21 protein-coding genes are annotated in these 24,704 nt (G+C 70.6%); 12 read left to right on the plus strand and 9 right to left on the minus strand.

Going from position 1 to position 24,704, the window contains the following annotated elements:
* Nucleotides 1–20 precede the first annotated feature (20 nt).
* Genes AMYNI_RS0107610 through AMYNI_RS0107630 form a run of 5 tightly spaced genes read left to right on the plus strand, consistent with a single transcriptional unit; the run spans nucleotide 21 to nucleotide 5,296 of the window.
* Nucleotides 21–764 carry an enoyl-CoA hydratase/isomerase family protein gene (locus AMYNI_RS0107610; protein WP_020667401.1) on the plus strand — a complete coding sequence of 248 codons (744 nt, stop codon included), beginning with the start codon at nucleotides 21–23 and terminating at the stop codon, nucleotides 762–764.
* Nucleotides 761–1,957, plus strand: a complete 1,197-nt coding sequence (locus tag AMYNI_RS0107615; protein ID WP_020667402.1) for a CaiB/BaiF CoA transferase family protein — start codon at nucleotides 761–763, stop codon at nucleotides 1,955–1,957. The genes AMYNI_RS0107610 and AMYNI_RS0107615 overlap by 4 nt, the downstream gene beginning before the upstream one ends.
* Before the next feature lie 2 nt (nucleotides 1,958–1,959).
* Complete coding sequence (locus AMYNI_RS0107620; RefSeq protein ID WP_245573896.1) at nucleotides 1,960–2,766, plus strand: enoyl-CoA hydratase/isomerase family protein; 807 nt, start codon at nucleotides 1,960–1,962, stop codon at nucleotides 2,764–2,766.
* The gene (locus tag AMYNI_RS0107625; protein ID WP_020667404.1) at nucleotides 2,757–4,352 is read left to right on the plus strand and encodes an AMP-binding protein; all 1,596 of its coding nucleotides are present in this window, start codon (nucleotides 2,757–2,759) and stop codon (nucleotides 4,350–4,352) included. The genes AMYNI_RS0107620 and AMYNI_RS0107625 overlap by 10 nt, the downstream gene beginning before the upstream one ends.
* Nucleotides 4,349–5,296, plus strand: coding sequence for an NAD(P)H-dependent flavin oxidoreductase (locus AMYNI_RS0107630; protein ID WP_020667405.1), 948 nt, complete (start codon nucleotides 4,349–4,351; stop codon nucleotides 5,294–5,296). The genes AMYNI_RS0107625 and AMYNI_RS0107630 overlap by 4 nt, the downstream gene beginning before the upstream one ends.
* Nucleotides 5,297–5,303: 7 nt before the next feature.
* Here the strand turns inward: AMYNI_RS0107630 and AMYNI_RS0107635 are convergent, their stop codons facing one another.
* Together AMYNI_RS0107635 and AMYNI_RS0107640 are read right to left on the minus strand one after the other, a co-directional pair.
* Nucleotides 5,304–6,614, minus strand: coding sequence for an MFS transporter (locus AMYNI_RS0107635; RefSeq protein ID WP_020667406.1), 1,311 nt, complete (start codon nucleotides 6,612–6,614; stop codon nucleotides 5,304–5,306).
* Nucleotides 6,615–6,713: 99 nt separating this feature from the next.
* Nucleotides 6,714–7,826: a methyltransferase domain-containing protein gene (locus tag AMYNI_RS0107640; RefSeq protein ID WP_020667407.1), complete on the minus strand. Its 1,113-nt coding sequence runs from the start codon at nucleotides 7,824–7,826 to the stop codon at nucleotides 6,714–6,716.
* 219 nt (nucleotides 7,827–8,045) lie between these two features.
* On the opposite strand from AMYNI_RS0107640, the gene AMYNI_RS48875 reads away from it, so the two are divergent.
* Nucleotides 8,046–8,369, plus strand: coding sequence for a hypothetical protein (locus AMYNI_RS48875; protein ID WP_157357282.1), 324 nt, complete (start codon nucleotides 8,046–8,048; stop codon nucleotides 8,367–8,369).
* A 73-nt stretch (nucleotides 8,370–8,442) separates the two neighbouring features.
* Here the strand turns inward: AMYNI_RS48875 and AMYNI_RS0107655 are convergent, their stop codons facing one another.
* Genes AMYNI_RS0107655 through AMYNI_RS0107665 form a run of 3 tightly spaced genes read right to left on the minus strand, consistent with a single transcriptional unit; the run spans nucleotide 8,443 to nucleotide 12,838 of the window.
* Entirely contained in the window at nucleotides 8,443–10,488 is a 2,046-nt protein-coding gene (locus AMYNI_RS0107655) for an ArnT family glycosyltransferase (protein WP_020667410.1), read from the minus strand.
* Nucleotides 10,488–11,708: a bifunctional glycosyltransferase family 2/GtrA family protein gene (locus AMYNI_RS0107660; RefSeq protein ID WP_040406659.1), complete on the minus strand. Its 1,221-nt coding sequence runs from the start codon at nucleotides 11,706–11,708 to the stop codon at nucleotides 10,488–10,490. Before AMYNI_RS0107660 ends, AMYNI_RS0107655 begins: the two co-directional genes overlap by 1 nt.
* Before the next feature lie 11 nt (nucleotides 11,709–11,719).
* On the minus strand, nucleotides 11,720–12,838 hold the full coding sequence (locus AMYNI_RS0107665) for a serine hydrolase domain-containing protein (protein WP_020667412.1): 1,119 nt from the start codon (nucleotides 12,836–12,838) through the stop codon (nucleotides 11,720–11,722).
* A 219-nt stretch (nucleotides 12,839–13,057) separates the two neighbouring features.
* Here AMYNI_RS0107665 and AMYNI_RS0107670 point away from each other — a divergent pair, with 219 nt between their 5' ends.
* Nucleotides 13,058–13,732, plus strand: a complete 675-nt coding sequence (locus tag AMYNI_RS0107670; protein WP_026360164.1) for a response regulator transcription factor — start codon at nucleotides 13,058–13,060, stop codon at nucleotides 13,730–13,732.
* Nucleotides 13,729–15,144, plus strand: a complete 1,416-nt coding sequence (locus AMYNI_RS0107675; protein ID WP_040405595.1) for a sensor histidine kinase — start codon at nucleotides 13,729–13,731, stop codon at nucleotides 15,142–15,144. Before AMYNI_RS0107670 ends, AMYNI_RS0107675 begins: the two co-directional genes overlap by 4 nt.
* Here the strand turns inward: AMYNI_RS0107675 and AMYNI_RS0107680 are convergent.
* Complete coding sequence (locus AMYNI_RS0107680) at nucleotides 15,126–16,295, minus strand: sensor histidine kinase (protein WP_020667415.1); 1,170 nt, start codon at nucleotides 16,293–16,295, stop codon at nucleotides 15,126–15,128. The genes AMYNI_RS0107675 and AMYNI_RS0107680 overlap by 19 nt on opposite strands.
* Before the next feature lie 610 nt (nucleotides 16,296–16,905).
* On the opposite strand from AMYNI_RS0107680, the gene AMYNI_RS0107685 reads away from it, so the two are divergent.
* From AMYNI_RS0107685 to AMYNI_RS0107700, 4 genes are all read left to right on the plus strand, one after another.
* Complete coding sequence (locus AMYNI_RS0107685; protein ID WP_245573897.1) at nucleotides 16,906–17,487, plus strand: TetR/AcrR family transcriptional regulator; 582 nt, start codon at nucleotides 16,906–16,908, stop codon at nucleotides 17,485–17,487.
* Nucleotides 17,484–18,719: a cytochrome P450 gene (locus AMYNI_RS0107690; RefSeq protein WP_020667417.1), complete on the plus strand. Its 1,236-nt coding sequence runs from the start codon at nucleotides 17,484–17,486 to the stop codon at nucleotides 18,717–18,719. The genes AMYNI_RS0107685 and AMYNI_RS0107690 overlap by 4 nt, the downstream gene beginning before the upstream one ends.
* A gap of 105 nt (nucleotides 18,720–18,824) precedes the next feature.
* A complete protein-coding gene (locus tag AMYNI_RS0107695; protein WP_020667418.1) occupies nucleotides 18,825–20,054 on the plus strand; it encodes a sensor histidine kinase in 1,230 nt (409 codons plus the stop codon).
* A 44-nt stretch (nucleotides 20,055–20,098) separates the two neighbouring features.
* Nucleotides 20,099–20,746, plus strand: a complete 648-nt coding sequence (locus tag AMYNI_RS0107700) for a response regulator transcription factor (protein ID WP_026360167.1) — start codon at nucleotides 20,099–20,101, stop codon at nucleotides 20,744–20,746.
* On the opposite strand, the gene AMYNI_RS0107705 is transcribed toward AMYNI_RS0107700, so the two are convergent.
* From AMYNI_RS0107705 to AMYNI_RS0107715, 3 genes are all read right to left on the minus strand, one after another.
* On the minus strand, nucleotides 20,743–21,234 hold the full coding sequence (locus AMYNI_RS0107705; RefSeq protein WP_020667420.1) for a hypothetical protein: 492 nt from the start codon (nucleotides 21,232–21,234) through the stop codon (nucleotides 20,743–20,745). The two genes, AMYNI_RS0107700 and AMYNI_RS0107705, sit on opposite strands and share 4 nt — an antisense overlap.
* A gap of 64 nt (nucleotides 21,235–21,298) precedes the next feature.
* Nucleotides 21,299–22,357 carry a DUF4037 domain-containing protein gene (locus AMYNI_RS0107710; RefSeq protein WP_020667421.1) on the minus strand — a complete coding sequence of 353 codons (1,059 nt, stop codon included), beginning with the start codon at nucleotides 22,355–22,357 and terminating at the stop codon, nucleotides 21,299–21,301.
* 66 nt (nucleotides 22,358–22,423) lie between these two features.
* Nucleotides 22,424–24,589 carry a DUF6351 family protein gene (locus AMYNI_RS0107715; protein ID WP_211225464.1) on the minus strand — a complete coding sequence of 722 codons (2,166 nt, stop codon included), beginning with the start codon at nucleotides 24,587–24,589 and terminating at the stop codon, nucleotides 22,424–22,426.
* Nucleotides 24,590–24,704: the final 115 nt, after the last annotated feature.

The following is a 24,704-nucleotide window of genomic DNA, read 5'->3' on the forward strand; positions in this document are numbered from 1 at the left end:
ACCCAGCAAGGAGAACTCCGGTGAGCTCGGTGACAACTGACACCAGCGTGCTGCTCGTCGAAGACCGCGACCACGTGCGCGTGCTGACCCTGAACCGCCCGGACAAGCTCAACGCGCTGAACACCGAGCTGACCGGCGCGCTGGACCGGGCGCTGGTGGCGGCCGACCGGGAGCCCGGCGTGCGCGCGGTGGTGCTGACCGGCAACGGCCGCGGTTTCTGCGCCGGCGCGGACCTCACCGAGTTCGACGCGCTCACCCCGGCCAACCCGGACGCGGTGCTGGACAGGGCCGAACTCACCGCCGCGGTGCTGGGGCGGCTGCAGCGGATCCGCAAGCCGGTGATCTCCGCCGTGCGCGGGGCCGCGGTCGGCGGCGGGGCTGGACTCGCCATCGGCGCGGACATGGCGGTCGCCGGCACCGACCTGAAGCTGGGTTATCCCGAGCTGCGGCACTCGATCGTGCCGGCGCTGGTGATGACCGGCCTGCAACGCCAGCTCGGCCGGAAGCTGGCGTTCGAGCTGATCAGCACGGGACGGCTGCTCGACGCCACCGAAGCCGCCGGCCACGGCCTGGTCAACCGGGTGGTCGCGGCCGACGAGGTGCTGGCGACCGCGGTCGGGATCGCGCAGCGCTGGGCCGAGGTCGAGCCGCGGGCCCTGCACGCCGCCAAGGATCTCTTCTACCGGGTCGCCGACCTGCCCCACGACGCGGCGATGCGCGCCGGGCAGGACGTCAACGCGCTGATGCGGGGGTTCCGCCGATGAGCGGGCAGGCGCCGCTGGACGGCATCACCGTGCTGGACTTCTCACGGGTGCTCGCCGCGCCGATGGCCACCCAGATCCTCGCCGAGTTGGGCGCGACGGTGGTGAAGATCGAGCGGCCCGCCGTCGGCGACGAGACCCGCGAGTTCGAGCCGCGGCTCCCGCACGGCGAGAGCGCGTACTTCTTCGCCTTCAACCGCGGCAAGCGCTCGGTCACGCTGAACCTCAAGGAGCCGCGCGGCCGCGACACCGCGCGCCTGCTGGCGGAGCGGGCGGACGTGGTCGTCGAGAACTTCCTGCCCGGCGTGCTGACCCGGCTCGGCCTCGGCTACCAGGACCTGGCCGCCCGCAACCCCGGGCTGGTCTACGTCTCCGCGACCGGGTTCGGGCAGACCGGGCCGGACCGCGACCGCAAGGGCTACGACACCGTTTTCCAGGCGCTGTCCGGGGTGATGGCGATGACCGGCGCGCCGGACGGGGCACCGGCCAAGGCCGGGGTCCCGGTCGCCGACCTGACCTCCGGGCTGTGGGTGGTGATCGCGGTGCTGACCGGGCTGGCCGGCAGGGCGCACAGCGGGCGGGGCAGGCATCTCGATGTGTCCATGATGGACGTCCAGCTCAGCCTGCAGGCGCTCAACGCGGCCAGGCTGTTCGCCCTCGGCGAGGAACCCGGCCGCACCGGCACCGAGCATCCCGGCCGGGTGCCCTCTGCCGCCTTCCGCACCGCGGACGCGAAATGGCTGCACATCAGCGGAAGCGACCAGCATTGGCGTCCACTGTGTACCGTCTTGGGGCTGGACGAGCTGGCCGCGGATCCGGCACTGCGCGGCAACTCGGGCCGGGTCGCCGAGCGGGCCAGGGTGATGCAGGCGCTCACCGGCGCCGTCGCCGCCAGGGACCGCGACCCGCTGGTCAAGGAACTCCGGGCGGCCGAGGTGCCGGTCGGCGAGGTGCGCGGGGTCCGCGAGGCGCTGGAAGACCCGCACACCACGGCACGCGGCATGGTGGCCGGCTTCGACCACCCCACCGTGGGCACCTTCCCGGCGCTGCGGACCCCGCTTCGCGAGGCCGGCGGGGCACCCCCGCCCACCGGGCCGCCGCCGATGCTCGGCGCGGACACCGAGGCCGTGCTGGGCGACATGCTCGGGCTCAGTACCGCCGAGATCGAGGACCTTCGCGCCGGCGGGGTGCTCTGAAGATGACAGCTGACGAGGAGAGCCGGATGTCCAGCACCGATCGCGTCTCCTGCGAGGTCACCGGCGGCGTGGCCAGTGTGGCGCTGGCCAGGCCGGACGCGCGCAACGCGGTCGACCTGCCGATGTGCCTGCGGCTGCGGTCGGTCTTCGACGAGCTCGACGCGGACGAGGATCTCCGCGTGGTGCTCCTTTCCGCGCAGGGGCCATCCTTCTGCGCGGGCGCCGACCTGAAGGAGCGGGTGGGCAAGGACGCGGCCTGGGTCCGGCGCAGGCGGGTCGCGTCCTTCGCCGCCTACGCCGCGATCGAACGGTGCCGTCGTCCGGTGATCGCGCTGGTGCACGGGCCGGTGGTCGGCTCGGGCGGGGAGATCACGCTGGCCGCGGACTTCGCGATCGCCGCCGCGGACACCAGCTTCCGGTTCCCCGAGCCGCACTGGGGCACGGTCGGCGCCACCCAGCGGCTGCAGCGCGCGATCGGCAAGCGGCGGGCGAAGGAGCTGCTGTTCACCAACCGCCCGCTCCCCGCGGCCGAAGCGCTCGACCTCGGCCTGGTGAACCGGGTGGTCCCGCCGGACGAGCTGGCGGAGACGGGCGCCGAGATCGCGCGCACCATCGCGAAGGCGCCACCGCTGGCGATGGCGCTCACCAAACGCTCGGTCGACCTCGGCGGAGAAACCGATCTCGACCGGGGGATCCGGATCGAGATGGCCGCGATCGAGCAGTGCCTCGCCGACGGCGGCTGGCGCGACGGGGTGGACTCGTTCACGCTCAGTACCCGCAGGACACAGGAGGACGAGCGATGGAGCTGAGTACCGCGTGCCCGCTCACCGTGCACAAAGCACTGGACCGGGCCGCCATGCTGGCCCCGGACGTGGAGGCCGTGGTCACCGCCACCGAGCGCATCACCTACGCGGAGCTGGCGGGCGAGGTGGCCAGCATCCGGTCCGCGCTGGTGGCGAACGGCATCGGCCGGGGCGACCGGGTGGGCCTCTGCCTCGGCAACGAGCCGCGCTGGGTGGCGCTGTTCCTCGCGCTGGGCTCGGTGGGCGCGGTGAGCGTGCCGGTGAACACCCGGCTGCGCGCGGACGAGGTCCGCTACACCCTCGACCACGCCAAGGTGAGCACGCTGTTCACCGCCGATCGGGTGCTCAGCACCGATTTCGTCGCGATGCTCGCCGAAATCGGCCCGGACACCCTGCCCGCGCTGAAGTCCGTCGTCGTGCTCGGCGGTGAAACCCCGCCGTGGGCCCGTTCCTGGCCGGAGTTCGTCGCGGCGGGCGGCGCCGAAACGCCGGCCACCGCGGCACCGGACGACATCCTGCTCGTGCAGTACACCTCCGGCACCACGTCCCGGCCGAAAGGGGTGCTGCTGACCCACCGGAGCATGTGCGCCGACGCGTTCTTCTCCGGCGCGCGGCTCGGACTCCGCCCCGGCGACCGGTTCCACAGCGCACGGCCGTTCTTCCACGTGGCGGGCAGCACGCTGTCGGTGCTCGCGTCCGTCCAGCACGCGACGACCCTGGTCACCATGCCCCGGTTCGAGCCGGCCGAAGCGCTGCGGCTGATGGAGGTCGAGCGCTGCACCCATTTCTCCGGCAACGACACGATCGCGCTGATGCTGCTGAACCACCCGGACCGCGCGCGACGGCGGCTGGTGCTGCGCGGCGCGTGGGTCGCGGCGTCGCCGGGGATCATCCGGCGGGTGATCGACGAACTCGGCGCTACCGAATGTGTTGCGGGGTATGGACTTTCCGAGGCTTCGCCGAATGTGGCGCAGTCCTGCTGGTGGGAGGAGGACGCGGTGCGGGCCTCCGGTGCGATGCAGCTCGAACCGGGGGTGGAGGTCCGGATCAGGGCACTGGGCGAGGATCGGGACTGCGCGCCGGGTGAACCGGGCTCGATCCTGGTCCGCGGCTGGAACGTGATGCTGGGCTATCTGGACGCGCCGGAGCAGACCGCGGAGGCGATCGACGCGGACGGCTGGCTGCGCACCGGCGACCTCGGCTCGCTCGACAAGACGGGCAGGCTGCTGTTCGCCGGGCGCACCAAGGACATCATCCGGGTCGGCGGCGAGAACGTGGCACCGGCCGAGGTGGAGGAGGCGCTGCACCGGCACCCCGGGATCCGGCAGGCCGCGGTCGTCGGGGTGCCCGACGAGCGACTGCTCGAAGTGCCGTTCGCGTTCGTGGTGCTGAACGAACCCGTGCACACCGCCGACCTCACCGAAACCGAGCTGCTCGAGTGGGCGAGTGCGCGGCTGGCCGGTTTCAAGGTCCCCCGCCATCTCCGGATCGTGCCCGGGTTCGAGCACATCGGGATGACCGCGAGCGCCAAGGTGCAGAAGCACCTGCTGGCCGCGCACGCGCGCGAGCTGCTGGCCGGGGCGGGCGGATGAGCCGGCTCCCGACCGTCCTCACCCGGCTGCTCGGCATCGACCTGCCCATCGTGCAGGCCGGGATGTCCTGGGCCTCCTCGTGTTCCGCGCTGCCGCTTGCGGTCAGCCGCGCCGGCGGGCTCGGCGTGGTCGCCGCCGGCCCGATGCGCATCGCCGACCTGACCAGGGTGCTCGACGAGATGGCCGGCGGCACCGACGCACCGTGGGCGGTGAACCTGCCGCTCAACCGGGCCGGGGTGGACGAGGTCATCGAGCTGCTGCTGGCCAGGAAACCGCCGGTGCTGATCGCGTCCCAGGGCGGTCCCAGCCGCTACCTCCGCCGGTTCCACGACGCCGGAATCCGCTGCCTGCAGGTGGTCGCCGGGACCGTGCACGCCAGGAAGTCGGCCGAGGCCGGGGTCGACGGGCTGATCGTGGTTGGTGCCGAAGCCGGTGGCCATCCCCCGCCCGGCATGGTCGGCACGCAGGTGCTGGTGCGGGCGGTGGTCAAGGCCGTGCCCGAGGTGCCGGTGATCGCGTCGGGTGGAGTGGCGGATGGGGCCGGGCTCGCCGCGATGCTCGCGCTCGGCGCCGGCGCGGCCCAGTTCGGCACCCGGTTCATCGCCAGTGACGAGGCCACCGTGCACCCGGACTACAAGGCGGCCGTGCTCGGCGCGTCCGTCGAAGACACCCGGACCGTGGGGCACGGCCTCGGCCTGATCCGCGGCATCGCGAACAGCTTCACCGCGCGGATGGCCGAACTCGAACAGTCCGCCGCCGACCTCGACGTCCGCCGCAAGGCGTTCCACGCCTCGACCCTGCGCGACGCCGCGCTGGGCGATATCGCCGAAGGCAAGGTCGAGGCTGGCCAGTCCGCTGGAATCATCGGGGAGGTCCTGCCCGCCGCCGAAATCGTCGAGCGGATCGTGGCCGAGTACGGCGAGGCGCGCGACCGGCTGCCCTAGCGCACCATCAGTCGGGCCCGGCGCCGATCGCGTCGAGGGGACGACCGGGACGGTCCTTCACGAAGAGACTCGCGGCCAGGCCGACAGCGGTCGCCACGGCGAGGTAGACGCCCACCGAGTACACCGTGCCCGTGCTCGATTGCAGTGCTTCGGCGATGGTCGGTGCGAAGGCGCCGCCGAGGACCGCGCCGATCGCGTAGGAGATCCCGGCGCCGCTGTAGCGCATCCTGGTCGGGTACATCTCGGAATACAGCGCGGGCTGCGGGCCGTAGGTGAAGCCGAGGCCGACCGCGAACAGCATCAGCGCCAGCACGATCAGCGCGAAGTTCGCGGTGTTGAGCAGCGCGAAGAACGGGAACATCCAGGCCAGCTGGATGACGAAACCGAGCTGGTACACCCGGATCCGGCCGTACCGGTCGGCCAGCAGACCGCCGAACAGGGTGCTCAGCAGCCAGACCAAAGCGGAGATCATCACCGCGATCAGCACGGCCGAACGGTCCACCCCCAGGGTCTTGACCGCGTACGACTGCACGTAGCCACCGGTGGTCATGTATCCGACGGCGTTGTTCGCCGCGAACAGCAGCGCACCGGCGAGCACCAGCCGCCAGTGGTTCCGGAACAGCGGGACCAGCGGCAGGCTGGACCGGGCCTTTGTCCTGCGCACCTCTTCGAAGACCGGGCTTTCCGCCACCCTGGTGCGGATCAGCAGGCCGACCACGATCAGCACGATGCTCAGCAGGAACGGGATGCGCCAGCCCCAGGCGAGGAACTGGGCCTGGGTGGTGAGCGCGGTGACCAGCGCGAGCACCCCGTTCGCCAGCAGCAACCCGATCGGCACCCCGATCTGCGGGAAGGCGCCGTAGAGCCCGCGGCGGTCGTCCGGTGCGTGTTCCACGGCGAGCAGCGCCGCGCCGCCCCATTCCCCACCGGCCGAAAGTCCCTGCAGGATCCGCAGCACGACCAGGATGATCGGCGCGCTCACCCCGATGGACGCGGCCGGCGGCACCAGCCCGATCAGCACCGTGGCGACGCCCATCAGCAGCAGCGTCACGATCAGCATGGCCCGCCTGCCGATGCGGTCGCCGAGGTGCCCGGCGACCACCGCTCCGATGGGGCGGAAGAAGAAACTGATGCCGATCGTGGCGAAGGAAAGAATCAACGCGTTCTGGCCGAGGCCCCCGAAGTACTGCGTGGCGAACACCAGGCCCGCGCAAATCGCGTAAATGAAGAAGTCGTACCACTCGATGGTGGTGCCAACCATGGCGGCGAGCACGACGCGGCGGTGTTCGGGGTCGATACCTCTGGTCCAGCGCGCCATCACGACTCCAAGCCCGGGAAGATCGAGGGCTACACCGTCGCACACGCGTCCGCGCCGCACATCCGCCTATCGCAGGTTCCGCACGGGAGAAGAGCACTTCTACGCGATCTCGATCGCCTGACGATCCGGCGTCACCGTCCACAGCCAGTCCGGCCCGGCGGGTTGCCCGGCCTCGATCCACCATCGGTGCGCGGCCTCGGCCTCATCCCACAGACGGCGGATTCCCCTCTGCCGCACAAGGAACCGGCCCTCCCCGGCATCGGGCACGACGGAGGCCCACGAGCCCGTCAGCGGGTCACGGAACCACGCAAGCCTGCCCTCTTCGATGCCGTATCGGCACGAAGGCAGCGCCACGGCGAGCGCCCAGCGCGACACCGCGTCCGACAGCATCAGCCACGGCTTCGTCTTCGTCGTCCGCCGTTCCGCCGAGTCGTCCTGCCAGTCCGGAAGCTCGTCCGGGTTGCTCGGCGTCCGGTCCAGCCGGTGTTCCATGAACCCGACGCCCATCGGCATCATCCGACCCGTGGCCGTCCCGTCTTCATGCACGGTGAAGCGCACAAGCGGACCGGAAGACAGGTCGGCCCGAACCGGGGTGAGAATCGTTCCGCCCGGCTTGGTCTGCCGCACCCACGCGTACGGAATCCGGCCGAGCTGCACGGCCATCGTGGAGATAACCCGATCGAACGGGGCGAAATCCGGCACGCCCGTGGTCCCGTCCCGGTTGATCACCCGGACGCGGCGGTACCCGGTCCGGTTGAGCCGCTCCTGAGCTTCCCCGGCGAGCCGGGGGTCGATCTCCGCGCTGACAACTTCACCCGTGGACCCCACGATGTGGGCCAGCATCGCACCTGTCCATCCGGTACCCGTGCCGATCTCCAGCACCTCGTCCCCGCGCTCCGCGCCGAGGGCTGCGAACATGCCGAGAACCGCCGACGGCATCGAGTTCGAGCAAGTGGGGCGCTTGCCGATGGCCGGCCACTGAGTCACCCCAACGTCGAACTGGGTGACGATCTGGGTATTGGAGTAGGCCGCCTTCGCCCATTCGCCCGGATCGGCGGTCCGGTCTATCGGCTCGTAATCGTCACCAGCCCAAGCCCGGTCAGGGACGAACCTCTCGCGAGGTACGTCGCGCAGAAGCGGGCCGAGCCCGGCCGGGAAATCCCCGGCCGAGCGCAACTCCGAAACCAGCTCATCAAGGCTGGAAAGGTTCACTTGTCTTCGCCGCTTTCCGTGGTGTGACCATCCGACCCCTTGCCGAGGTGGTCGGTCTGCTTGTCACCCTCGCCGCTGTGCTTGTCGCCGTTGTCGGCCATGCTTCCGATCCTCCTTGATTCTTCCAGCCCCCGCTGTTCGGAGTGGCTTACGCCGAGGCCGACCTCACAAGTCTCGACGTGGGCTCAGCAATGCGTGTCGCGCGGATTAGGAGCCGACATGTGGCGCAAGGACATCACTCACCCGAGCCTCATAAAGGTCGACAGGGAAACACGGACAACACTCCTTGCGGCTGTCGAGAAAGGCGACCCCGGAGTTCTCAAGACACAGCCGACCGCCCACCAGACAGACGTGGCGCTCGGCAACCACGTGAGCCCGGAGGGCGTGAAGTGGTTCCGGAAGTGGATGCTGGAGGGAGAAACGTCCACTCTGCGGACGAACGCGCTGAGCGTCATCGCCAAACTGCCGGGCAGGGAGATCGCGCACCTGGTGATCCAGGTTCTGGAGAACGACCCGAAGCTGGTGCCCGTCCTCGGCCAGTAGCCGCACCGCGAAGGTCACCTCGACCCCCAGCCAAGGTGACCTTCGCGACGAGAACGGCTTCAGAACCGCCGAGTCAGCCGCACTGGTACAGCGACTTGGCGCCACCCATCGGGCCGCCACCCATCGGACCACTGCCCATCGGGCCGCTGCCCTTGTCGCCGTCCGCCGATCCGCCGTACGCGGCGGGGTCGACCACGGCGCAGTTCTGCTCGATCCACTGCTGACGTTCCTGCTGGGCGGGTCCCGTGCCACCGAGCAGGCGCGGCGCCGTCGCGGGTGCGTTCGGGTCCTTCTTGGCGTTGGCCATGACGAACTTCAGCGTGCCGTCCGCCACCCAGCGCCGGAGCTGGTCGACCGAGGGTGTGTTGTCCGAGCCCATGAACCCGCCGAGGCCGACCACCGTCGCGTCGGTGTGCATCAGGAAGGGAGCGGCCTCCTGCGCCCCGTGCACCGCCAGGTCGATCCCGGCGTTCCCGTTGTGGCGCTGGACGTAGTCGAGAATCCGCTCCTGCAGCCCGGAAAGCGTCCTGTTGTCACCACCACCGCTGCCACCGGTCATGATCATCCCGCCGCCGGGGAGGTTCTGCACCTGTGGCCGGTTCTTCATCGGCCCGGCCAGCGGCATCCCGGAGACGGCGTCGTTCGCCGCCGCGGCGGACCACACGGCCGGGGTGAGCAGCAGGGCCGCACACCCGGCGGCGAAAGCGGGACGGCCGAGGCCGCGCCGCCGGTCCGGCCACAGCCGGCCGCCCACCAGCCCGGCGATCGCGACCGCCGCGACCAGCAGCACGGCCCACCTCGTCCAGCCGAACCACGAGGGCTCAACCGAGACCAGGACGAACGCCCACGCCGCGGAGATCGCGACCGCCACCGGCAGCAGCACCCAGGCTGGCGCGTCGGTGTCGCGGTAGGCACGCCACAACCGGACCAGCCCGGCGGCGGCGACCGCGGCCACCGCGGGCGCCAGCATGGTCGTGTAGTAGGAGTGCCAGATGCCTTGGGCGTAGCTGAACACCAGCCCGGTGACCACCAGCCAGCCGCCCCACAGGAACCAGCCCGCCCGCTCGGCCGGCAGCCCGGGCCGTTTCGCGGTGATCCGCCGTACCCCGGTGACCGCCACGACGAGCAGTACGAACAACGACAGCGGAAGCAGCCAGGAGATCTGCCCGCCGACCTCGCCGGCGAACATCCTGGTGAGCCCGGACGACTGGTCGGTGACCGTCGCGCCGGTGGTGCCGCCGGGCGGTGGCTGGGCCCCCGGCGGCGGACCCGCGGCGCCGGGGCCCTCCTGGCCGAAGACGCGGCCGAAACCGTTGTAGCCGAACACCAGGTCCCAGGCGCTGCCGTCGGTGCTGCCGCCGATGGCCGGCTTGTCCCCCGGCCACCAGTCGTGCAGCGCGACCCACCAGAACGAGGCCGCGAACAGCACCACCGCGGCACCGCACAAGTCCAGCAGCCGCCGCTTTACCGGCGCGGTGCTGCCCACCAGGTAGGCCAGCACGAACGCGGGCAGCACGATCCACGCCTGCAGCATCTTGGTGAGGAACCCGCAGCCGACCAGGAACGCGCAGCACAGCAGCCAGCCGGTGCGGCCGCGGCCGGTGCTGTCCTGGATCGACCTGGTCACCGCGTAGGCGGCCGCGACCAGCAGCAGCACCAGCAGCGAGTCGGTGTTGTTGTCCCGGTTGACCGCCACCGTGATCGGGGTGAGCGCGAGGATCAGCGCAGCGAGCAGCGCCACCTTCTCCCCCGCCCACCGGCGCACGGTGCGGTGCAGCAGGAAGACCGCCGCCACCCCTTCGATCGCCTGCGGCAGCAGCAGCGCCCAGCCGTGGTAGCCGAAGATCCACACCGAGACCACCTGCGGCCACAGCGACATCGGCGGCTTGTCCACGGTGACCACGCCGTACGGGTCGAACGAGCCGAACAGGAAGTTCGTGAAGCTCTGCGTCATCGACTTCACGGCGCCCGAGTAGTACGAGTTGCCCAGCTGCCCGTTGCCGATCTTCCACACGTACAACAACGCGGCCGTGAGGCAGATGACGGCCAACGTCCAAGCCCGCCAACGGTTCGCGGGACGTGCGCGGACCGGGGCCGCCTCCGGGGTCGTCGTGGTCACTAGCGGTCCTTTCCTTGTGAATCGGCGAAAACCCAGCCGCGCAGCAACAGGAACCGCCCAGCGGTACCGATCACCGAGGAACCGAGGAGCACCGAGAGTTCGAGCGCCCGCGAGGGGTCGGGGACGAACCCGTGCAGGATGAGCAGCGCCGCCGAAGTGAACAGGTAGTAGAGGCCGAAAACGACGAGTCCCTGGAAGTGCACCCGCCCGGACGTGCTTTCCCGCGCCGCGAAGGTGAAGCGGCGGTTGGCCTCGGTGTTGAACAGGGTGGTGATGATCAGTGCCACCAGGTTCGCCAGCAGCACCGGCCACCACAGGCGGAACAACGCGTACATGGCCAGGGTCGCCGCCGTGGAGAGCGCGCCGACGACCGCGAACGACAGCAGCTGCCAGGACAGCCCGCCCTCGCGGCGGCCGAGCACCACGTCGGGATGCTCGGCACGAGGCTCCGGCCGCCGGGGCAGCGCGGCCACCCTGGCCTGCCCGGACGCCTTCGCGTGAGCGACCCGGATCAGGCCGCGGAGGTCGTCGCGGGCGGTCGCGGCCACGTCGACCCTGCTGTCCGCGTCCTCCACCCAGTCCACCGGGACCTCGTGCACGCGCAGCCCGTTGTGCTCGGCCAGCAGCAGCAGCTCGGTGTCGAAGAACCAGGCCTCGTCCCGGATGTGGCCCAGCAGCGGCCGGATGACCTCCGTCCTGGCCGCCTTGAACCCGCACTGGGCGTCGGAGAACCGCGCGCCGTGGGTGAGCCGGATGATCTGGTTGTAGCAACGGGAGATGAACTCCCGTTTGCGGCCGCGCACGGTGCGCGCGCCGGGCGCCAACCGCGAGCCGATCGAGATGTCGGAGTGCCCGTTGACCAGCGGCGCCACCAGTGGCAGCAGCGCGTCCAGCCCGGTGGACAGGTCCACGTCCATGTAGACCACCACGTCGGCCTCGCTCGCTCCCCACGACTCGCGCAGCGCCAGGCCGCGGCCCTTGCGGTCCAGGTGCACGACCCGGACCTGTTCGAACTCCGCGGCGAGCGCACCGGCGACGTCCAGCGTGCGGTCCGTGCTGGCGTTGTCCACCACGGTGAGCGCCCATTCGAAGGGGAATTGCTCGGTGAGGAACTTCTGGAGTACGCGCACGCAACCGGGAAGTGACCGTTCTTCGTTGAATACCGGGATCACGATTTCCACCGTGGCGATCTTCGCCGGACCGGTTCTGTCGGTTCTCATCGTGAGCGCGGTCATGACGCACCGTCGGTGACGGCGTGCTTTTCCCGGCTGGTGATCGACTGCAGGTCGAGGTCGTAGTTGCAGAGCATGACCGCGGTCCAGTCCAGGTCGAGGTAGAGCGACCAGCTGGTGGACCCGCCCGCGATTCCGCCGCCGTGCCCGACCACCCGCTGGTTGTTGAAGATGCCCGCCGTCGGCCCGTAGGCCATGGCCGACTGGTGCCGGGCGGGATCGGGCTCGCCCATCGGCGGCGTCGTGGTTTTCGCCCCCAGGAACAGTTCGGTGTACGCGGGGTTCAGCAGCTTGTGGCCGAGCAGCGCGCGGGCGAACCGGAGCAGGTCGCCGGCGGTGGAGAACCCGTTGCCCGCACCGGTTCCGATGAAGGCACGCGCCGAGTTGAGCCCCGCCGTGCCCGGTTCACCCGCCCCGGCGTCGAGGTTGCGGACGGCGTCCACCCGCTCGCCGGAGGGCCGGAGCCAGTAGGGGTGGGCGATGCGCTCGTCGGCCAGCCACTGCGGCCTGGTGTAGAAGTCGGAACGCGTCATCCCGGCCGGGGCGAAGATGTGCTCGCGTACGTAGTCCCAAAAGGACTGACCGGAGACCGCGGCCACGATCTCGCCGAGTATCTCGTAACCGGAGCTGCTGTAGGCGCTCTGCGTACCGGGGGTGAAGGTCGGCAGGTCCTTGCGCAGGAACGCGCGGAGAATCTCCCAGTGCTCCTCGACGCTGTACGTGATCTTGTCCGGCCAGGGATTCCTGGTGGGGTCGCCGAGCCCGCAGGTGTGCGTGAGCAGGTGGTGCACGGTGACGGTGTTCGCCACCTCCGCCGGGTAGCCGTCCAGGTAGCTGCCCAGCTTCTCGTAGAACTGGAGCTTTCCCTGCTGGGCGAGCTGGACGATGGCCAGTCCGGTGAACGGCTTCGACGCCGACGCGAGCGCGTAGATGGTGTCCATCCCGTTGCGCACGGACCGTTCCCGGTCGGCCATGCCGTAGGCCCTGGACAGCACCGGGACACCCCGGTGGGCCAACAGCACGGTGCCGGAGAACTTGTCCTCCGCGGCCAGTCGCGCGAGGTACCGGTCGTACGCGCCGCCGGGCAGCAGGTCACGGGACGACTGGAGTGCGGTCATGTTCGTATTCCCTTTCGAAGAACTGCTTGGGCCGGAGGCGGCACCGGAATAGGCGAGTACGGAACACTCATTCACAGCAGTCACAGTGCCCGGCGGGCGGTGAGAGGACCCTGGCCGGAAACTGAGAACATCGTGAGAGAAACCGGAAATCCCGCCTTCCGGTAGTAGCCTCGGCTTTCGACAGGTATCCGGATGAAACAATGGGCTGACGGAAAAGCGATGCGAGTTCTCGTGGTGGACGACGACCCGGACGTGCGGGAGAGCCTGCGGCACAGCCTGGAGTTCGAGGGCTACCAGGTCGACACGGCCGGCGACGGGGAGCAGGCGCTGCGGCAGGTCGACCGCGAGGAGCGGCCCGACCTCGCCATCGTGGACGTGATGATGCCCGGCACGGACGGCCTGGAGACCTGCCGTCGGCTACGGGCCGGCGGTGACCGGATGCCGGTGCTGATGCTGACCGCGCGGGACGGCCTCGGTGACCGGATCACCGGGCTGGACGCCGGGGCGGACGACTACCTGGTCAAGCCGTTCGCGCTGGAGGAGCTGCTGGCCCGGTTGCGCGCCCTGCTCAAGCAGAACCGCCGCAGCGGGCAGCTGGAGGTGCTGCGGTTCGAGGACCTCCAGCTGGTCACCGCCACCCGCGAGGTGACCAGGGCCGGCCGCCCGATCGCACTGACCCCGACCGAGTTCGACCTGCTGCGCTGTTTCCTCGCCTCCCCCGGCCGGGTGCTGACCAGATCGTTCCTGCAACAGCGGGTATGGGGGCACGACCACAACACGAACAACCTGGACGTCTACCTCGGCTATCTGCGTCGCAAGACCGAGCTAGGCGGCGGCGGGCGGCTGCTGCACACCGTGCGCGGCGTGGGTTTCGTGCTCCGCGCGGGCAAATGACTCTTCGCCGCGGATCGCGCGGCAGGCAATTGCTGCTGCGCAGCCGGATCGCGCTCACCACGGCCTGCATCGTGGCCACCGCGATCATGGGCCTCAGCACCGTCACCTGGTTCGCGACCCGGTACAACCTTCGGGCCCAGCTTGACCAGACCCTGCTGGAGAAACAGCTGCCACGGCGGATGATCATGCTGGGCGACGGCAGCCAGCTGCCACCGCCCGCGGTCGACATGGCGGCGCTCTGCGAGACCTCCGAGTCCGACAACCTGCTGCGGCAGTTCCTGGAAGGCATCCAGGTGCTGCACGCCAACGGCGGTAGCTGCGCCCCGTCCGGCGTGGACCTGGTAAAGGCGGACCCGGCGGACCACGCCATCACCGCGGTCACCCTGCGGGACGGCGAAACCGAGTCCGGCGCCGCGGTGCGGGTGGTGCTCCGCCCGATCGGCAACGGCGACGTGGTGGTGATCAGCCGCAGCCTGGCCGACATCGACGACACCCTGGCCGGGCTGCGTGACGTGCTGATCGTGGTGTGCTTCCTTGGCGCGGTCGCGGCGGCGGTCACCGGGCTGCTGATGGCGCGGCGCTCGCTCGCGCCGATGGAGCGGCTGACGAAGACCGCCGAGCACATCGCGCGCACCGAGGACCTGGAGACACCGGTGGACATCGCGGGGCACGACGAGGTCGGCCGCCTCGGCCGGGCGTTCACCGCGATGACGGTGGCACTGCGCGATTCCCGGCACCGCCAGCACCAGCTGGTGAACGACGCCGCGCACGAGCTGCGCACTCCGCTGACCAGCCTGCGCACGAACGTCGACCTGCTGGCCCGCAGCGAGTACACCGGCCGCGCCATCCCGGTCGAGACGCGGGCCAGGATCCTCGACCGGCTCCAGGTGCAGACCAGGGAGTTCAGCGATCTGGTCGGCGAGCTGGTCGAGTTGGCCCGCGACGGGACGGAACTGGCGAACGAGGAGGTGCCCATCCCGGCGGTGGTGGACCGGGCCGTCCGGCGGGCCGCCAGCCGCTCCCCGGAGCACTCGTTCGACGTGCACACCTCCCCGTGGTCGGTCGCCGGTGACGCCGTGGCGCTGGAGCGGACCGTGCTGAACCTGCTCGACAACGCGGCGAAGTTCTCGCCCGCGCGGTCCGTGATCACCGTGCGGTCGGACGCCGGCTGGCTGACCGTCACCGACCAGGGGCCGGGTGTTCCGCAACGGCAGCGCCGCCAGGTGTTCGAGCGGTTCTGGCGCGCGCCGGGCGCCCGCGCGCTGCCCGGCTCCGGCCTTGGGCTGGCCATCGTGGCCAATACCGTCACCGCGCACGGGGGCACCGTGCGTTTCGCCGACCCGCCGTCCGGGAGCGGCGCCTGCGTGCGGATCGACCTCCCCGCCGCCTCCGGCTACGACCGTTCCGGCTGAACGCGGGCGGTGAAGTGCACCGTGATGTCGAGCCCACCCGCCGGACGGGCGGCGATCGATAGCCTGCCGTGGTGCGCGGCGACCACGGCCCGGACGATGGAAAGGCCGAGACCGAGGCCGGTGCCGTTGTCGGTGCGGATCCGGTCGCCATCGCCGCGGACGAACGGCTCCAGCAGGCGGTCCGGCTCGCCGGCCGGGATCGGGCGGCCCGTGTTGGTGACGCGCAGGTGTGCTTGCGAACCTGAGGTGCCCGTGCTGACCGCGAGCATGCCGCCGACGTGGTTGTGCCGGATGGCGTTGCCGATCAGGTTGCCCGCCATGCGTTCGAGCAGCGCTGATTCGCCGCCGACCGGCGCGGGCCGCAGGTCGGCGGCGAGCGTGATCCGCTGGGCCGCGATCTCCGGGCCCGCGCGGTCCAGTGCGCCCCGCAGCACGTCGCCGAGATCCACCGGGTGCGGCTCGCGCAGGGTGACCTGGCTGCGGGCCAGCGTCAGCAGTCCGTCCAGGGTGCGCTGGCTGTGTTCGACGGCGGTCTTGATGTCGCCGGTCATGGCGAGCAGTTCGGCGGTGCTGGGCTCGCCGTCGAGCGTGACGTCGATGGCGGTGCGCATGGTGGTCAACGGGGTGCGGAGCTCGTGCGCGGCGTTGGCGGTGAACATCCGCTGGCCCTCCAGCGCCCGGTCGCGCTCGGCGACACCGCGCTCGATCCGGTCCAGCATGCCGTTGATGGTCTCGGCGAGTGCGGCGAGTTCGTCCGCGGGACTCGGCACCGGCACTCGTTCGGAGAGGTTCTCCGCGGACAGCCGTTTCGCAGTGGCCGAAACCGCGCGGATCGGCCGCAGCACCCGCCCTGCCACCAGCCAGCCGAGCACCGCGGCCAGCAGGGTCACCACGGCCAGCGCGATCGCCGCCTGGGTGAAGAACTCGGCGAGGGTGGCGTCCCGCGCCCGTTCGGCCACGTCGGTCAGTTCCCGGGTCGGCGCCGGGACCGGCACCGGGGTACCGGCCGGCGGGCGGAGTTCGACGAAGACCGACCGGCGTACCGGGGTTCGCCGCAACAGCACGTAGGTCAGCGCGGTCAGCAGGATCCCCGCGGCCAACACCAGTGCCGTGTAGAGGATCGTGAGCCGGGCGCGGGCGGTCAACCGCATCCGGCCACTCTTTCAAGTCCGGCATATGGATCCCATATGGACCGACGGGCGCTGGTGAAGCCATGGCCGATGGGGGGAGCTCGGCCACGGCTTCACCAGCTGGTGCCCGCCATCGCGGCGGGTGTGCCCAGGAGTCGCGGCGGGGCGGGACACCGTTACACCGTCAAAGTTTTTCGCTCTCACGTCGCGCGAGTCCCACGCTCGCGCGCCGCGAGTCCCACGTTCGCGCACCGCGAGTTCCACGTTCGCGCACCGCGAGTCCCACGCTCGCGCACCGCGAGTCCCACGTTCGCGCACCGCGAGTTCTGTCCGCGCGGGCGGAAGCCGGGACACCCGAGCGCCCAACCCGCCCGCGCGAACAGCCAACTCGGCGCCACCAATGGCAAACTCGCCGCCCCAACGTTCAACTCGCCGTGCGCCAACGTTCAACTCGCCAAGGCCGAACGTGGGACTCGCCGACCCGGGGCCGAGCGCACCGGCGAGTCCCACGTTCGGGCATCGCGAGTTCGGCGGGCGTTTGCATAGTGGGGGCTATCTGAATAGGGTTGGCAATGTGAGTGCACCGAAGCGGCGGTTGAGTCGTGCCGAGGCCAAGGCGCGGACGCGCGAGTTGCTGCTCGACGCCGCCGCACAAACCTTTGCGCACAAGGGTTTTCACGGTGCTTCGGTGGAGGAGATCGCTGAAGCGGCCGGGTTCTCCATTGGCGCGCTGTACTCCAACTTTTCCAGCAAGGAGCAACTTTTCCTGGAGCTGCTGTCCCAACGGGCCCATGATCGCGTCACGGCGGCCGCGGAGATCTTCGCCGACGCCGACGCCAATACCGACCCGACGACCGGCGAGCCGCTGGCCGCGCTGAGCCGGATGCTGGTCGACGTGGCCGACAAGGACACGGACTTCGCGCCGCTGCAGGCCGAATTCTGGCTCTACGCGGTGCGCAATCCCGACGTGATGGAAACCCTCGCGAAACGGATGCGCGAACCGCGAGACGCACTGGCGCGCCTGGTGGACACCACGAGAGACCAGCCGGTCGTGCCGTCCGAAACGGTGGCCACCGTGGTCCTCGCCCTTTTCCAGGGGCTGGTGCGGCAGCGGCGCATCGACCCGGCCAGTGTCCCGGCCGAACTGTTCGGCGAATCCCTTCGCTGGTTGTTCACCGGACTCGAAGCGAACGAGCAGGAGGCACGGAAATGACCGACACGGCCACCGGAATGCCCTCGCTACAGGCCTTGTTCGACCCGGCGCAGCGGGCGGATCCCTACCACTCCTACCAGCGCTGGCGCCGCGAAACACCGATCGCCAACCCGCTGGACCAGCTCTTCGTGCTGACCCGGCACGCGGACTGCGCCGCGGTGCTGCGCGACCCGCGGTTCGGACACACCGAGCCCGACCAGGCCACCCCGTTCCGCGGCCAGCCGCCACCGGTGGAGAACGCGCTGGTGGACGAGAACGGCAAGCCGGTGCGCTCGTTCCTCGGGCTGAACCCGCCCGACCACACGCGGCTGCGCAAGCTCGTCTCGAAGGCGTTCACCAGGCCGATGGTGGCAAAGCTCGCGCCGCGCATCGAGCAGATCACCGCCGAACTGCTCGACGCGGCGGTCGCGCAGCCCGGGCCGGTGGACCTGATCGAGTCGCTGGCCTATCCGCTGCCGGTGATCGTGATCAGCGAGCTGCTGGACATCCCGCCCGCCGACCGGGACCGGTTCGTCGGCTGGTCGCACGCGCTCGCCCGCGGCCTCGACCCGGACTTCCTGCTGCCGCCGGGACTTCGCGAAGAACAGCTGCGCACCCGCGGCGAGTTCGCCGAGTACATCCGGGAACTGGCCGCGCTGCGCCGCACCGAGCCCGGCGACGATCTGCTGTCCGCACTGGTCAAGGTGCGCGACAGCGAGGACGTGCTGACCGAGGCCGAGCTCATCGCCACCTGCATCCTGCTGCTCATCGCCGGCCACGAGACCACGGTCAACCTGATCGGCAACGGGACGCTCGCGTTGCTGCGCGATCCCGGCGAATACGCCCGGCTCCGCGACGAGCCCGGCCTCGTCGAGCGGGCGGTGGAGGAGTTGCTGCGCTACGACTCCCCTGTCCAGCTCAGCGTCCGTGCCGCGCTGGAAGACGCCGAGGTGGGCGGTGTGCCGATCGCCCGCGGCTCGATCACCATCCTGCTGATCGGCTCCGCCAACCGCGACCCGGACGCCTTCGACCGGCCGGACCGGCTCGACATCGGCCGGGAACCGTCCCGCCACCTCGCCTTCGGACAGGGTGTGCACTTCTGCCTCGGCGCGCCGCTGGCCAGGCTCGAGGCGCAGCTCGCGTTCCGCGCGCTCACCGAACGCGCACCGGGCCTGCGCCAGGCCGGGGAACCGTCCTGGAAGGACAACATCGTGCTCCGCGGGCTGGCGCGGCTGCCGGTACACCTGAAGTAGGCCGCCGGGCCCTGGCGGTTACACCGAAAGTCGTCACCGGTTCCCCCGCGACGAGCGGATCCGCTGATGCGGGAGCGTCGGTGGGGGTCCGTAGGCTCTGCTGGCATGGGACGGCGTGCGCTGGGCGTGGTGAGCACCGTGATCGCGGTGGCGGTCAGCGTGCTGAGCAGCTTCTACGTCTTCGGCTCCGACGGCTACCGGCCCTCGGACCAGACGCTGCATCCCACCTGGCTTTCCGGGCTCAGCTTCCTCGCCGCGATCGGGGCCGCCGTCATGCTGTGCTGGCGGCACCGCTGGCCCGTGCTGGTCGCCGGGATCGCGCTGGTGCCTTCACTTCTGCTCACCGCGGACTCGATGGCCGCGCTCATCGCACTGGCCGCGCTGGCCGCGAACCGGCGGGACCGGGTGCTGTGGGCCGGCACGGCCGCGGTCTTCGCGGCGACCGCGCTCGCGGTGTGGCGCGACGCCAACCGCGACCCGAGTGTGACCGTGGCCGGCCGGTTCGTCGGCGCGGAGTCCACCGCAGGGCAGATCATCGGCGTGCTGCTGATGACCGCCGTGCTGACCGCGATCCCGCTCACCGTGGGGATAACCAGGGGCGTCCGGGCCGACCTCGGCCGCCGGGAACTGAAGGAACGGGAACTGCGCGCCGAAGTGACCCGGCAGGACGAGCGGTCCAGGATCGCCCGCGAGATGCACGACGTGCTCGGGCACCGGCTTTCCCTGCTCTCGCTGCAGGCCGGCGCGTTGGAGGTGAACCAGGGCAGCACCGCGGAGGTGGCGAAGACGGTCCGCACCACCGCCCGCCAGTCCCTGCAGGACCTCCGCCAGGTGATCGGCGTGCTCCGCGACGGCCGCGACTTCACCGGACGGGAAGACGACAGCGCAGGCCCCGGCAGTGAGTCCGGAGCACGGGCCCAGCCGAACATGGCCGATCTGCCCGAGCTGATCGCCAGTTCGCGCCAGGCCGGGTTGCCCGCCAACATCACCGTTCTGATCGACCAGCCGGGGAGCGCGCCGCCGGCGCTGGGGACCGCCGCCTACCGGATCGTCCAGGAATCCCTCACGAACGTGCTGCGGCACGCGCCGGGGTCGGCGGCCGAGGTGACGGTGCGTGGCGGGCCGGGGGTCGGGGTGGCGATCGAGGTGGTCAACCCGCTCGCCGCGATGGCGCCATCCGAGCCGTCCCCCGGCTCAGGAACCGGCCTGACCGGCGTCTCCGAGCGGGTGGCGATGCTCGGCGGCAACGTCAGCGCCGGCCCGATCGACGGGCGGGTGTTCGCGCTGCGTGCCTGGCTGCCATGGCCGATGCCACCGGTACCTCCGCTGCCCTGACCCCGGTCCGGCCTCACTATCATGTCCGGGTGCACAACCTGCGAGTGCTGCTCGTCGATGACGACCCACTCGTCCGCACCGGGCTGTCCCTGATCCTCGGCAGCACGGACGACATCACCGTCGTCGGCGAAGCGGACGACGGGGACGAAGCCGTGCCGAAGGTGACCGCGCACGCGCCCGACGTGGTGCTGATGGACATCCGGATGCGCCGGATGAACGGGCTGGCCGCGACCGCCGCCGTGGTGGCGCTGCCGCGACCGCCGAAGGTGCTCGTGCTGACCACCTACGACCTCGACGAGTACGTGTTCGACGCGCTCGCCGCGGGCGCGAGCGGATTCCTGCTGAAAGAGGGCTCGCCGCAGGAGATCATCGACGCGGTGCGGGTGATCGCCTCCGGTGAGGCGCTGCTTTCCCCGCGTGCCACCAAAAAGCTGATCGGCCACTACGTCGCGGTGCGGACCAGCCCGCGCCGTCAGCAGGCGCTGGCGAAGCTGAGCACGCTCAGCGAGCGCGAGCGGGAGATCGTCACCGCGGTCGCGCAGGGCAGGCCGAATGCCCACATCGCCGCCGAGCTCTACCTCAGCGAAGCCACCGTGAAGACGCACATCACCAGGACCTTCGCCAAAGTGGACGTGTCCAACCGGGTGCAGCTGACCATTTTCGCCTACGAAGCCGGGCTCGTCTCGCCCTAGCCGGACCACTCCAGCCAGTTCTTGGTGTCCTTCCGTAGGCCCATCACGAGGGCGAACACGGACAGAAAAGCGAACGGGGCGCCGGCCGCACCGTAATAGCCGCCCCCGTATTCCGGCAGGGACCCGATGACGGTCATGAGCAGGGTGCTCAGCAGTCCCAGCAGGCTGCCGACGGTCACCATGCTGATCGCCGACGGCTTGCGCAGGATCAGGAAAACCGTGCCGGTCAAGGAGAACACGGCGGTCAGCGCGAGCACGGCGAGCAGCCACCAGCCGGGCACCGTGACTTCGGCGGTCTTCGGCAGCACGGACGCCAGGTTCACCACGCAGAGCACCCCGAGCAGCCCGGCGAACACCCCTGCCAGCACGGTGGAGACCGCGCTCGGCGCCCACGCCGGCGCCGGTTCGTTCTCGGCTCGCGCGCGGTGTTCTTCGCGCAGGCGCCGCCGGCGCTCGCTCAGCGGTGCACGTTCGTTCGACTGTCCCATGGCTACCCTCCGTGCGGCTGCCGGAATGGTAGACCGGTGATCCGGGACCCCTCCCGGAGCCGGATCAGTTCTTTCCGAGCTGTGTCCGGTAAGCGCGGGTGAGCAGGCCAGGCCAGGAGGTGAAGTTGACCATCGCGTCGTCGGCGTGGGTGAGCTGGTCGATCCCGCCGACCGCGACCAGCCCGCGCAGCGCCGGGTCCGCAATGGCGGCGGTCGTCCCGGTGACGAAGTCCCCCGCGTTCAGCACCGGATACGGCCGAACCGCGTCGTTGATGCCCACCTGGAAGTCGCCGAGCACCGGGGTGACCGGTTCGCTGATCGCCAGCGCGGTGTGCCGGTGTCCCAGCTCGACTAGCGCACGGGAAAGCGCACCGTCCATGCCGGGCGGCTGCTCCATCGCGGCGTCGAGCAGCGGGCCGAGCACGGCCGCCGCGTCCAGTTCGGCGAACGCGGTGCCGAACCACTTGTCGTAGGGCCGGTAGCGGCGTTCCTGCAGCAGGGCCATTTCCATGACGAGCCGGCACAGCCTGGCCACGATGAGCCGGGCACCTCGCCGGTCCCCTGCCTCCAGGGTGCGGCCGAGCAGCGGTTCGGTGTTCCCGATCAGGTGCCACTGGCTCGCCAGCAGCCACCGCCACACGTCGTCGGGATACCAGGTCAGCAGGCGGCGCACCCTGGTGAGCTCGCCGGGGTCGTCGCGGAACACGCCGCCGCGGGTGAGCTGCAGGAGCCGCTGCTGCGGCAGCCCGAGCCAGTCGGCGTGGTCCAGACCCTGCCGAGGGTCCATCCCGAGCCGCTCGACGATCCACTCGTCGAAGGTGGTGACCTCGATGTGGTGGGTGACCTTGTTGTGCGCCAGCGAATACCACGCCGTGGGGTACCCGGCGTACTCCGGCGGCAGCCCTCGCTCGACGCGGTCCCGGAGTCCTTCGACCTGCCCGTCCGCGACGAGCAACTGGACCCGCGGCCCCCACTCGTGATCGGTGGACCGGACGCTGTCGTACCCCAGCACCTCGGAGCCCTCACCGAGCAGGCACGCGGCGTGCGGCACCTCGGCCAGCGGCGCCACCACGTCGGCGTAGAACGCTTCGGCGAGGGCGAGACCGGGCGTGAAAGCTGACATCGACTCCGACCGTATCCGCCCCCGCCCCAGGGTCAATCGCTTTTCCGGCGGCGGCCGCGGCGAAGGTCAGAACCGGGTCCAGGTGCCGGCGAGACCTTGCTGCTCCACCCCCGGTTTCGTGTAGTCGCACACGCCACCGGGGAAGATTTCCAGCAGCTTCGCCCATTCCCTGGCCGTCCAGGCGATCCCGTAGTCACCGGGGTCCGGCGCCTTGAGCCGGCACTTGATGATGTCGGCGGCGATCCCCTCGCCGGCGACCTCGCGCGGGAAGGACGCGGACGGGTAGAGCCGTTCGCAGGTGCTCGACGGGTCGCGGTCGAGCGGCTGGGCGATGAATTTCGCGGCGGTGTCCCGGGTGTTGCAGCCCTCGCGCAGCTCGGCGGGTTTCGCACGGACGATCTTGCCGATCCGCGGCGTGACCGAGGTGTCCGCGGCGAGGTTGGTCAGCCAGCGGTCCAGCTGCACGATCGCGTGCCGCAGCAGCGGGCTTTCCGTGCTCTGCAGGCCATTGCGGGCGTCCTCGAGCAGGCTGACCCGGTTGGCCGAGGTGCCGTTGGCCTTCTCCAGCCGTTCCTGCAGGGAGAAACTGTGGTAGCGCACGTGGATGTCACCGCCGGGCCGGTCGTCGAAATAGGCCCGGTAGTCGATGATCGGCACGTCCTTGAGCCCGCCGCCGCCGTTGGTCAGCCTGCCGGTCCGGTAGGCGGCGCGGGTGGCCGCCAGGTCGGCCACCGTCCGCTCGGGGACGAGGTTGGCGTCCGCGTCGAACCCGCCGACGTGCTCGTTGAGGTCGAGGAACTGCCCGATCGAAATGGTCCCGTCGCGCAGCGCGGCAAGGCCGTACTGGATCCCGACGTTGTCCAGCGGCCGCCGGGCGAACCCGGTGCCGGGATCGGCGCCGTAGACGTTGATCGCGTGGTCGTACACATCGCAGCGGGCGCCACCGGGATTGGTGTCGGGGTGGTAGCGCTGCTCTTCCGGCAGCACCCCGCAGAACGCCCTCGGATCGATGCGGCGGGCCCCGACGGCCACGTTGGGCGCGGTCGCGTAGTTGACGAACCCGGTCACCCGCCGCTTCTGCTCCGCGGTCCAGCCGATGGTGGCCTTGTTCAGATAGGTGTCGAGCAGCCACGCGTCGGTGATCATGTGAATGGTGCCGAAGCCCACCTCGGTGAAGGAGCAACCCGGGATGATCCCGTCGAAGATGCCCGGGTAGTTGTCCACGATCTGGTGCGCCTGGTACGAACCGCCGGAACAGCCGTAGCCGATGGTGTGCGCCACCGGCCCGTACCGCTCGACGAAGCGCTCCTTGACCATCATCGCCGTCTCAGCAGCGGTCAGGTCGGAGCAGTTCGCGCCGAACACGTTCAGCGAGGACGAGACAACGCCGAAACCCTGACCGAGCATGAAGGCGTCGGTCACGCCGCCGGTGCTGTTGCCCTGCCGGTACCAGCCATCCGTGCAGCCGCCGCCGAGGGTGTAGATCACCCGCCCGTTCCAGCCCACCGGCCTTGCCGCGGGCGTCGGGTCCGGCTCGGCGATCGGGTCGTGCAGCACGGCGCTCTGGTAGATGCCGCGGTTGGCGGTGCCGGTCTCCATCCGCACGATGAACGGGACCTTTCTGCCGAGCGAGGTCGTGGTGGTGGCCAGATCGGCCGGATAACCGGTGGCGCCGTCCGGCCACGGCGCGTACGTGTTCGCCGTGGTGCGGTAGAAGTGGTCGTCCCTGGTCTCGATCGAGCAGTCCGCGTCCAGCGGCTCGCCCAGCGTCCCGCCGAGCACCGGCAGGGTGAACCGCGTGGTCTCGCAGACGAAGGGCTGTTCGTGCGGACCGGCGAAGACGGGCCCCTGCACCGGGTAGTTGCGCAGCGTGAGGCCGGCGGGCCGGTGGCCGGGGATCCTGGCCTGCACCGTGTTCTGCCCGGGTGCCAGGCCGTCCACGAGCCCGGTCAACGCCCCGGAAGGCGGGTCCCGCCGGAACAGCCCGGTGATATCCGCGCCATTGCGCGTGATCCGCGCCCACTCGGCCGGAATGCCCGGTGGCAGCTCAACGCGAATCAGCGCGTCCCCTCCGCTCACCGTGTCCGACCGTCCGGAAAGGACGGTCAACCGCGGCCAGCCGTGCCCCGCCGGGTCCGCCGCGGTGGCCAGCGCCGGTGCCTGGAGGGCAAGCAGAACGAGGGCCAGCGCAGCGAAACCCGCGCGCGGCAACATCTTCAGAGCTCGGGTCATCGTCGACCTCTCCCGCTACCGGTGATCGACAAAAGGTACGGACCACTTGCGCAAGTGGTCAAGACCACTGTCCGGTATCGGTCAGGTCGCCTTCGGCCGTTCGGTGGTTTCGCAG

Source organism: Amycolatopsis nigrescens CSC17Ta-90 (assembly GCF_000384315.1).
GTDB classification, from domain to species: domain Bacteria; phylum Actinomycetota; class Actinomycetes; order Mycobacteriales; family Pseudonocardiaceae; genus Amycolatopsis; species Amycolatopsis nigrescens.

Excerpts from the sequence above, each read along its gene's own strand:
- AMYNI_RS0107690 (WP_020667417.1), top strand. The coding sequence starts at position 17,484 with ATGACCGACACGGCCACCGGAATGCCCTCGCTACAGGCCTTGTTCGAC.
- AMYNI_RS0107635 (WP_020667406.1), bottom strand. The coding sequence starts at position 6,614 with ATGGCGCGCTGGACCAGAGGTATCGACCCCGAACACCGCCGCGTCGTG.
- AMYNI_RS0107615 (WP_020667402.1), top strand. The coding sequence starts at position 761 with ATGAGCGGGCAGGCGCCGCTGGACGGCATCACCGTGCTGGACTTCTCA.
- AMYNI_RS0107670 (WP_026360164.1), top strand. The coding sequence starts at position 13,058 with ATGCGAGTTCTCGTGGTGGACGACGACCCGGACGTGCGGGAGAGCCTG.
- AMYNI_RS0107695 (WP_020667418.1), top strand. The coding sequence starts at position 18,825 with ATGGGACGGCGTGCGCTGGGCGTGGTGAGCACCGTGATCGCGGTGGCG.
- AMYNI_RS0107680 (WP_020667415.1), bottom strand. The coding sequence starts at position 16,295 with ATGCGGTTGACCGCCCGCGCCCGGCTCACGATCCTCTACACGGCACTG.
- AMYNI_RS0107675 (WP_040405595.1), top strand. The coding sequence starts at position 13,729 with ATGACTCTTCGCCGCGGATCGCGCGGCAGGCAATTGCTGCTGCGCAGC.
- AMYNI_RS0107625 (WP_020667404.1), top strand. The coding sequence starts at position 2,757 with ATGGAGCTGAGTACCGCGTGCCCGCTCACCGTGCACAAAGCACTGGAC.
- AMYNI_RS0107660 (WP_040406659.1), bottom strand. The coding sequence starts at position 11,708 with ATGAGAACCGACAGAACCGGTCCGGCGAAGATCGCCACGGTGGAAATC.
- AMYNI_RS0107705 (WP_020667420.1), bottom strand. The coding sequence starts at position 21,234 with ATGGGACAGTCGAACGAACGTGCACCGCTGAGCGAGCGCCGGCGGCGC.
- AMYNI_RS0107715 (WP_211225464.1), bottom strand. The coding sequence starts at position 24,589 with ATGACCCGAGCTCTGAAGATGTTGCCGCGCGCGGGTTTCGCTGCGCTG.
- AMYNI_RS0107665 (WP_020667412.1), bottom strand. The coding sequence starts at position 12,838 with ATGACCGCACTCCAGTCGTCCCGTGACCTGCTGCCCGGCGGCGCGTAC.
- AMYNI_RS48875 (WP_157357282.1), top strand. The coding sequence starts at position 8,046 with ATGTGGCGCAAGGACATCACTCACCCGAGCCTCATAAAGGTCGACAGG.
- AMYNI_RS0107620 (WP_245573896.1), top strand. The coding sequence starts at position 1,960 with ATGACAGCTGACGAGGAGAGCCGGATGTCCAGCACCGATCGCGTCTCC.
- AMYNI_RS0107630 (WP_020667405.1), top strand. The coding sequence starts at position 4,349 with ATGAGCCGGCTCCCGACCGTCCTCACCCGGCTGCTCGGCATCGACCTG.
- AMYNI_RS0107710 (WP_020667421.1), bottom strand. The coding sequence starts at position 22,357 with ATGTCAGCTTTCACGCCCGGTCTCGCCCTCGCCGAAGCGTTCTACGCC.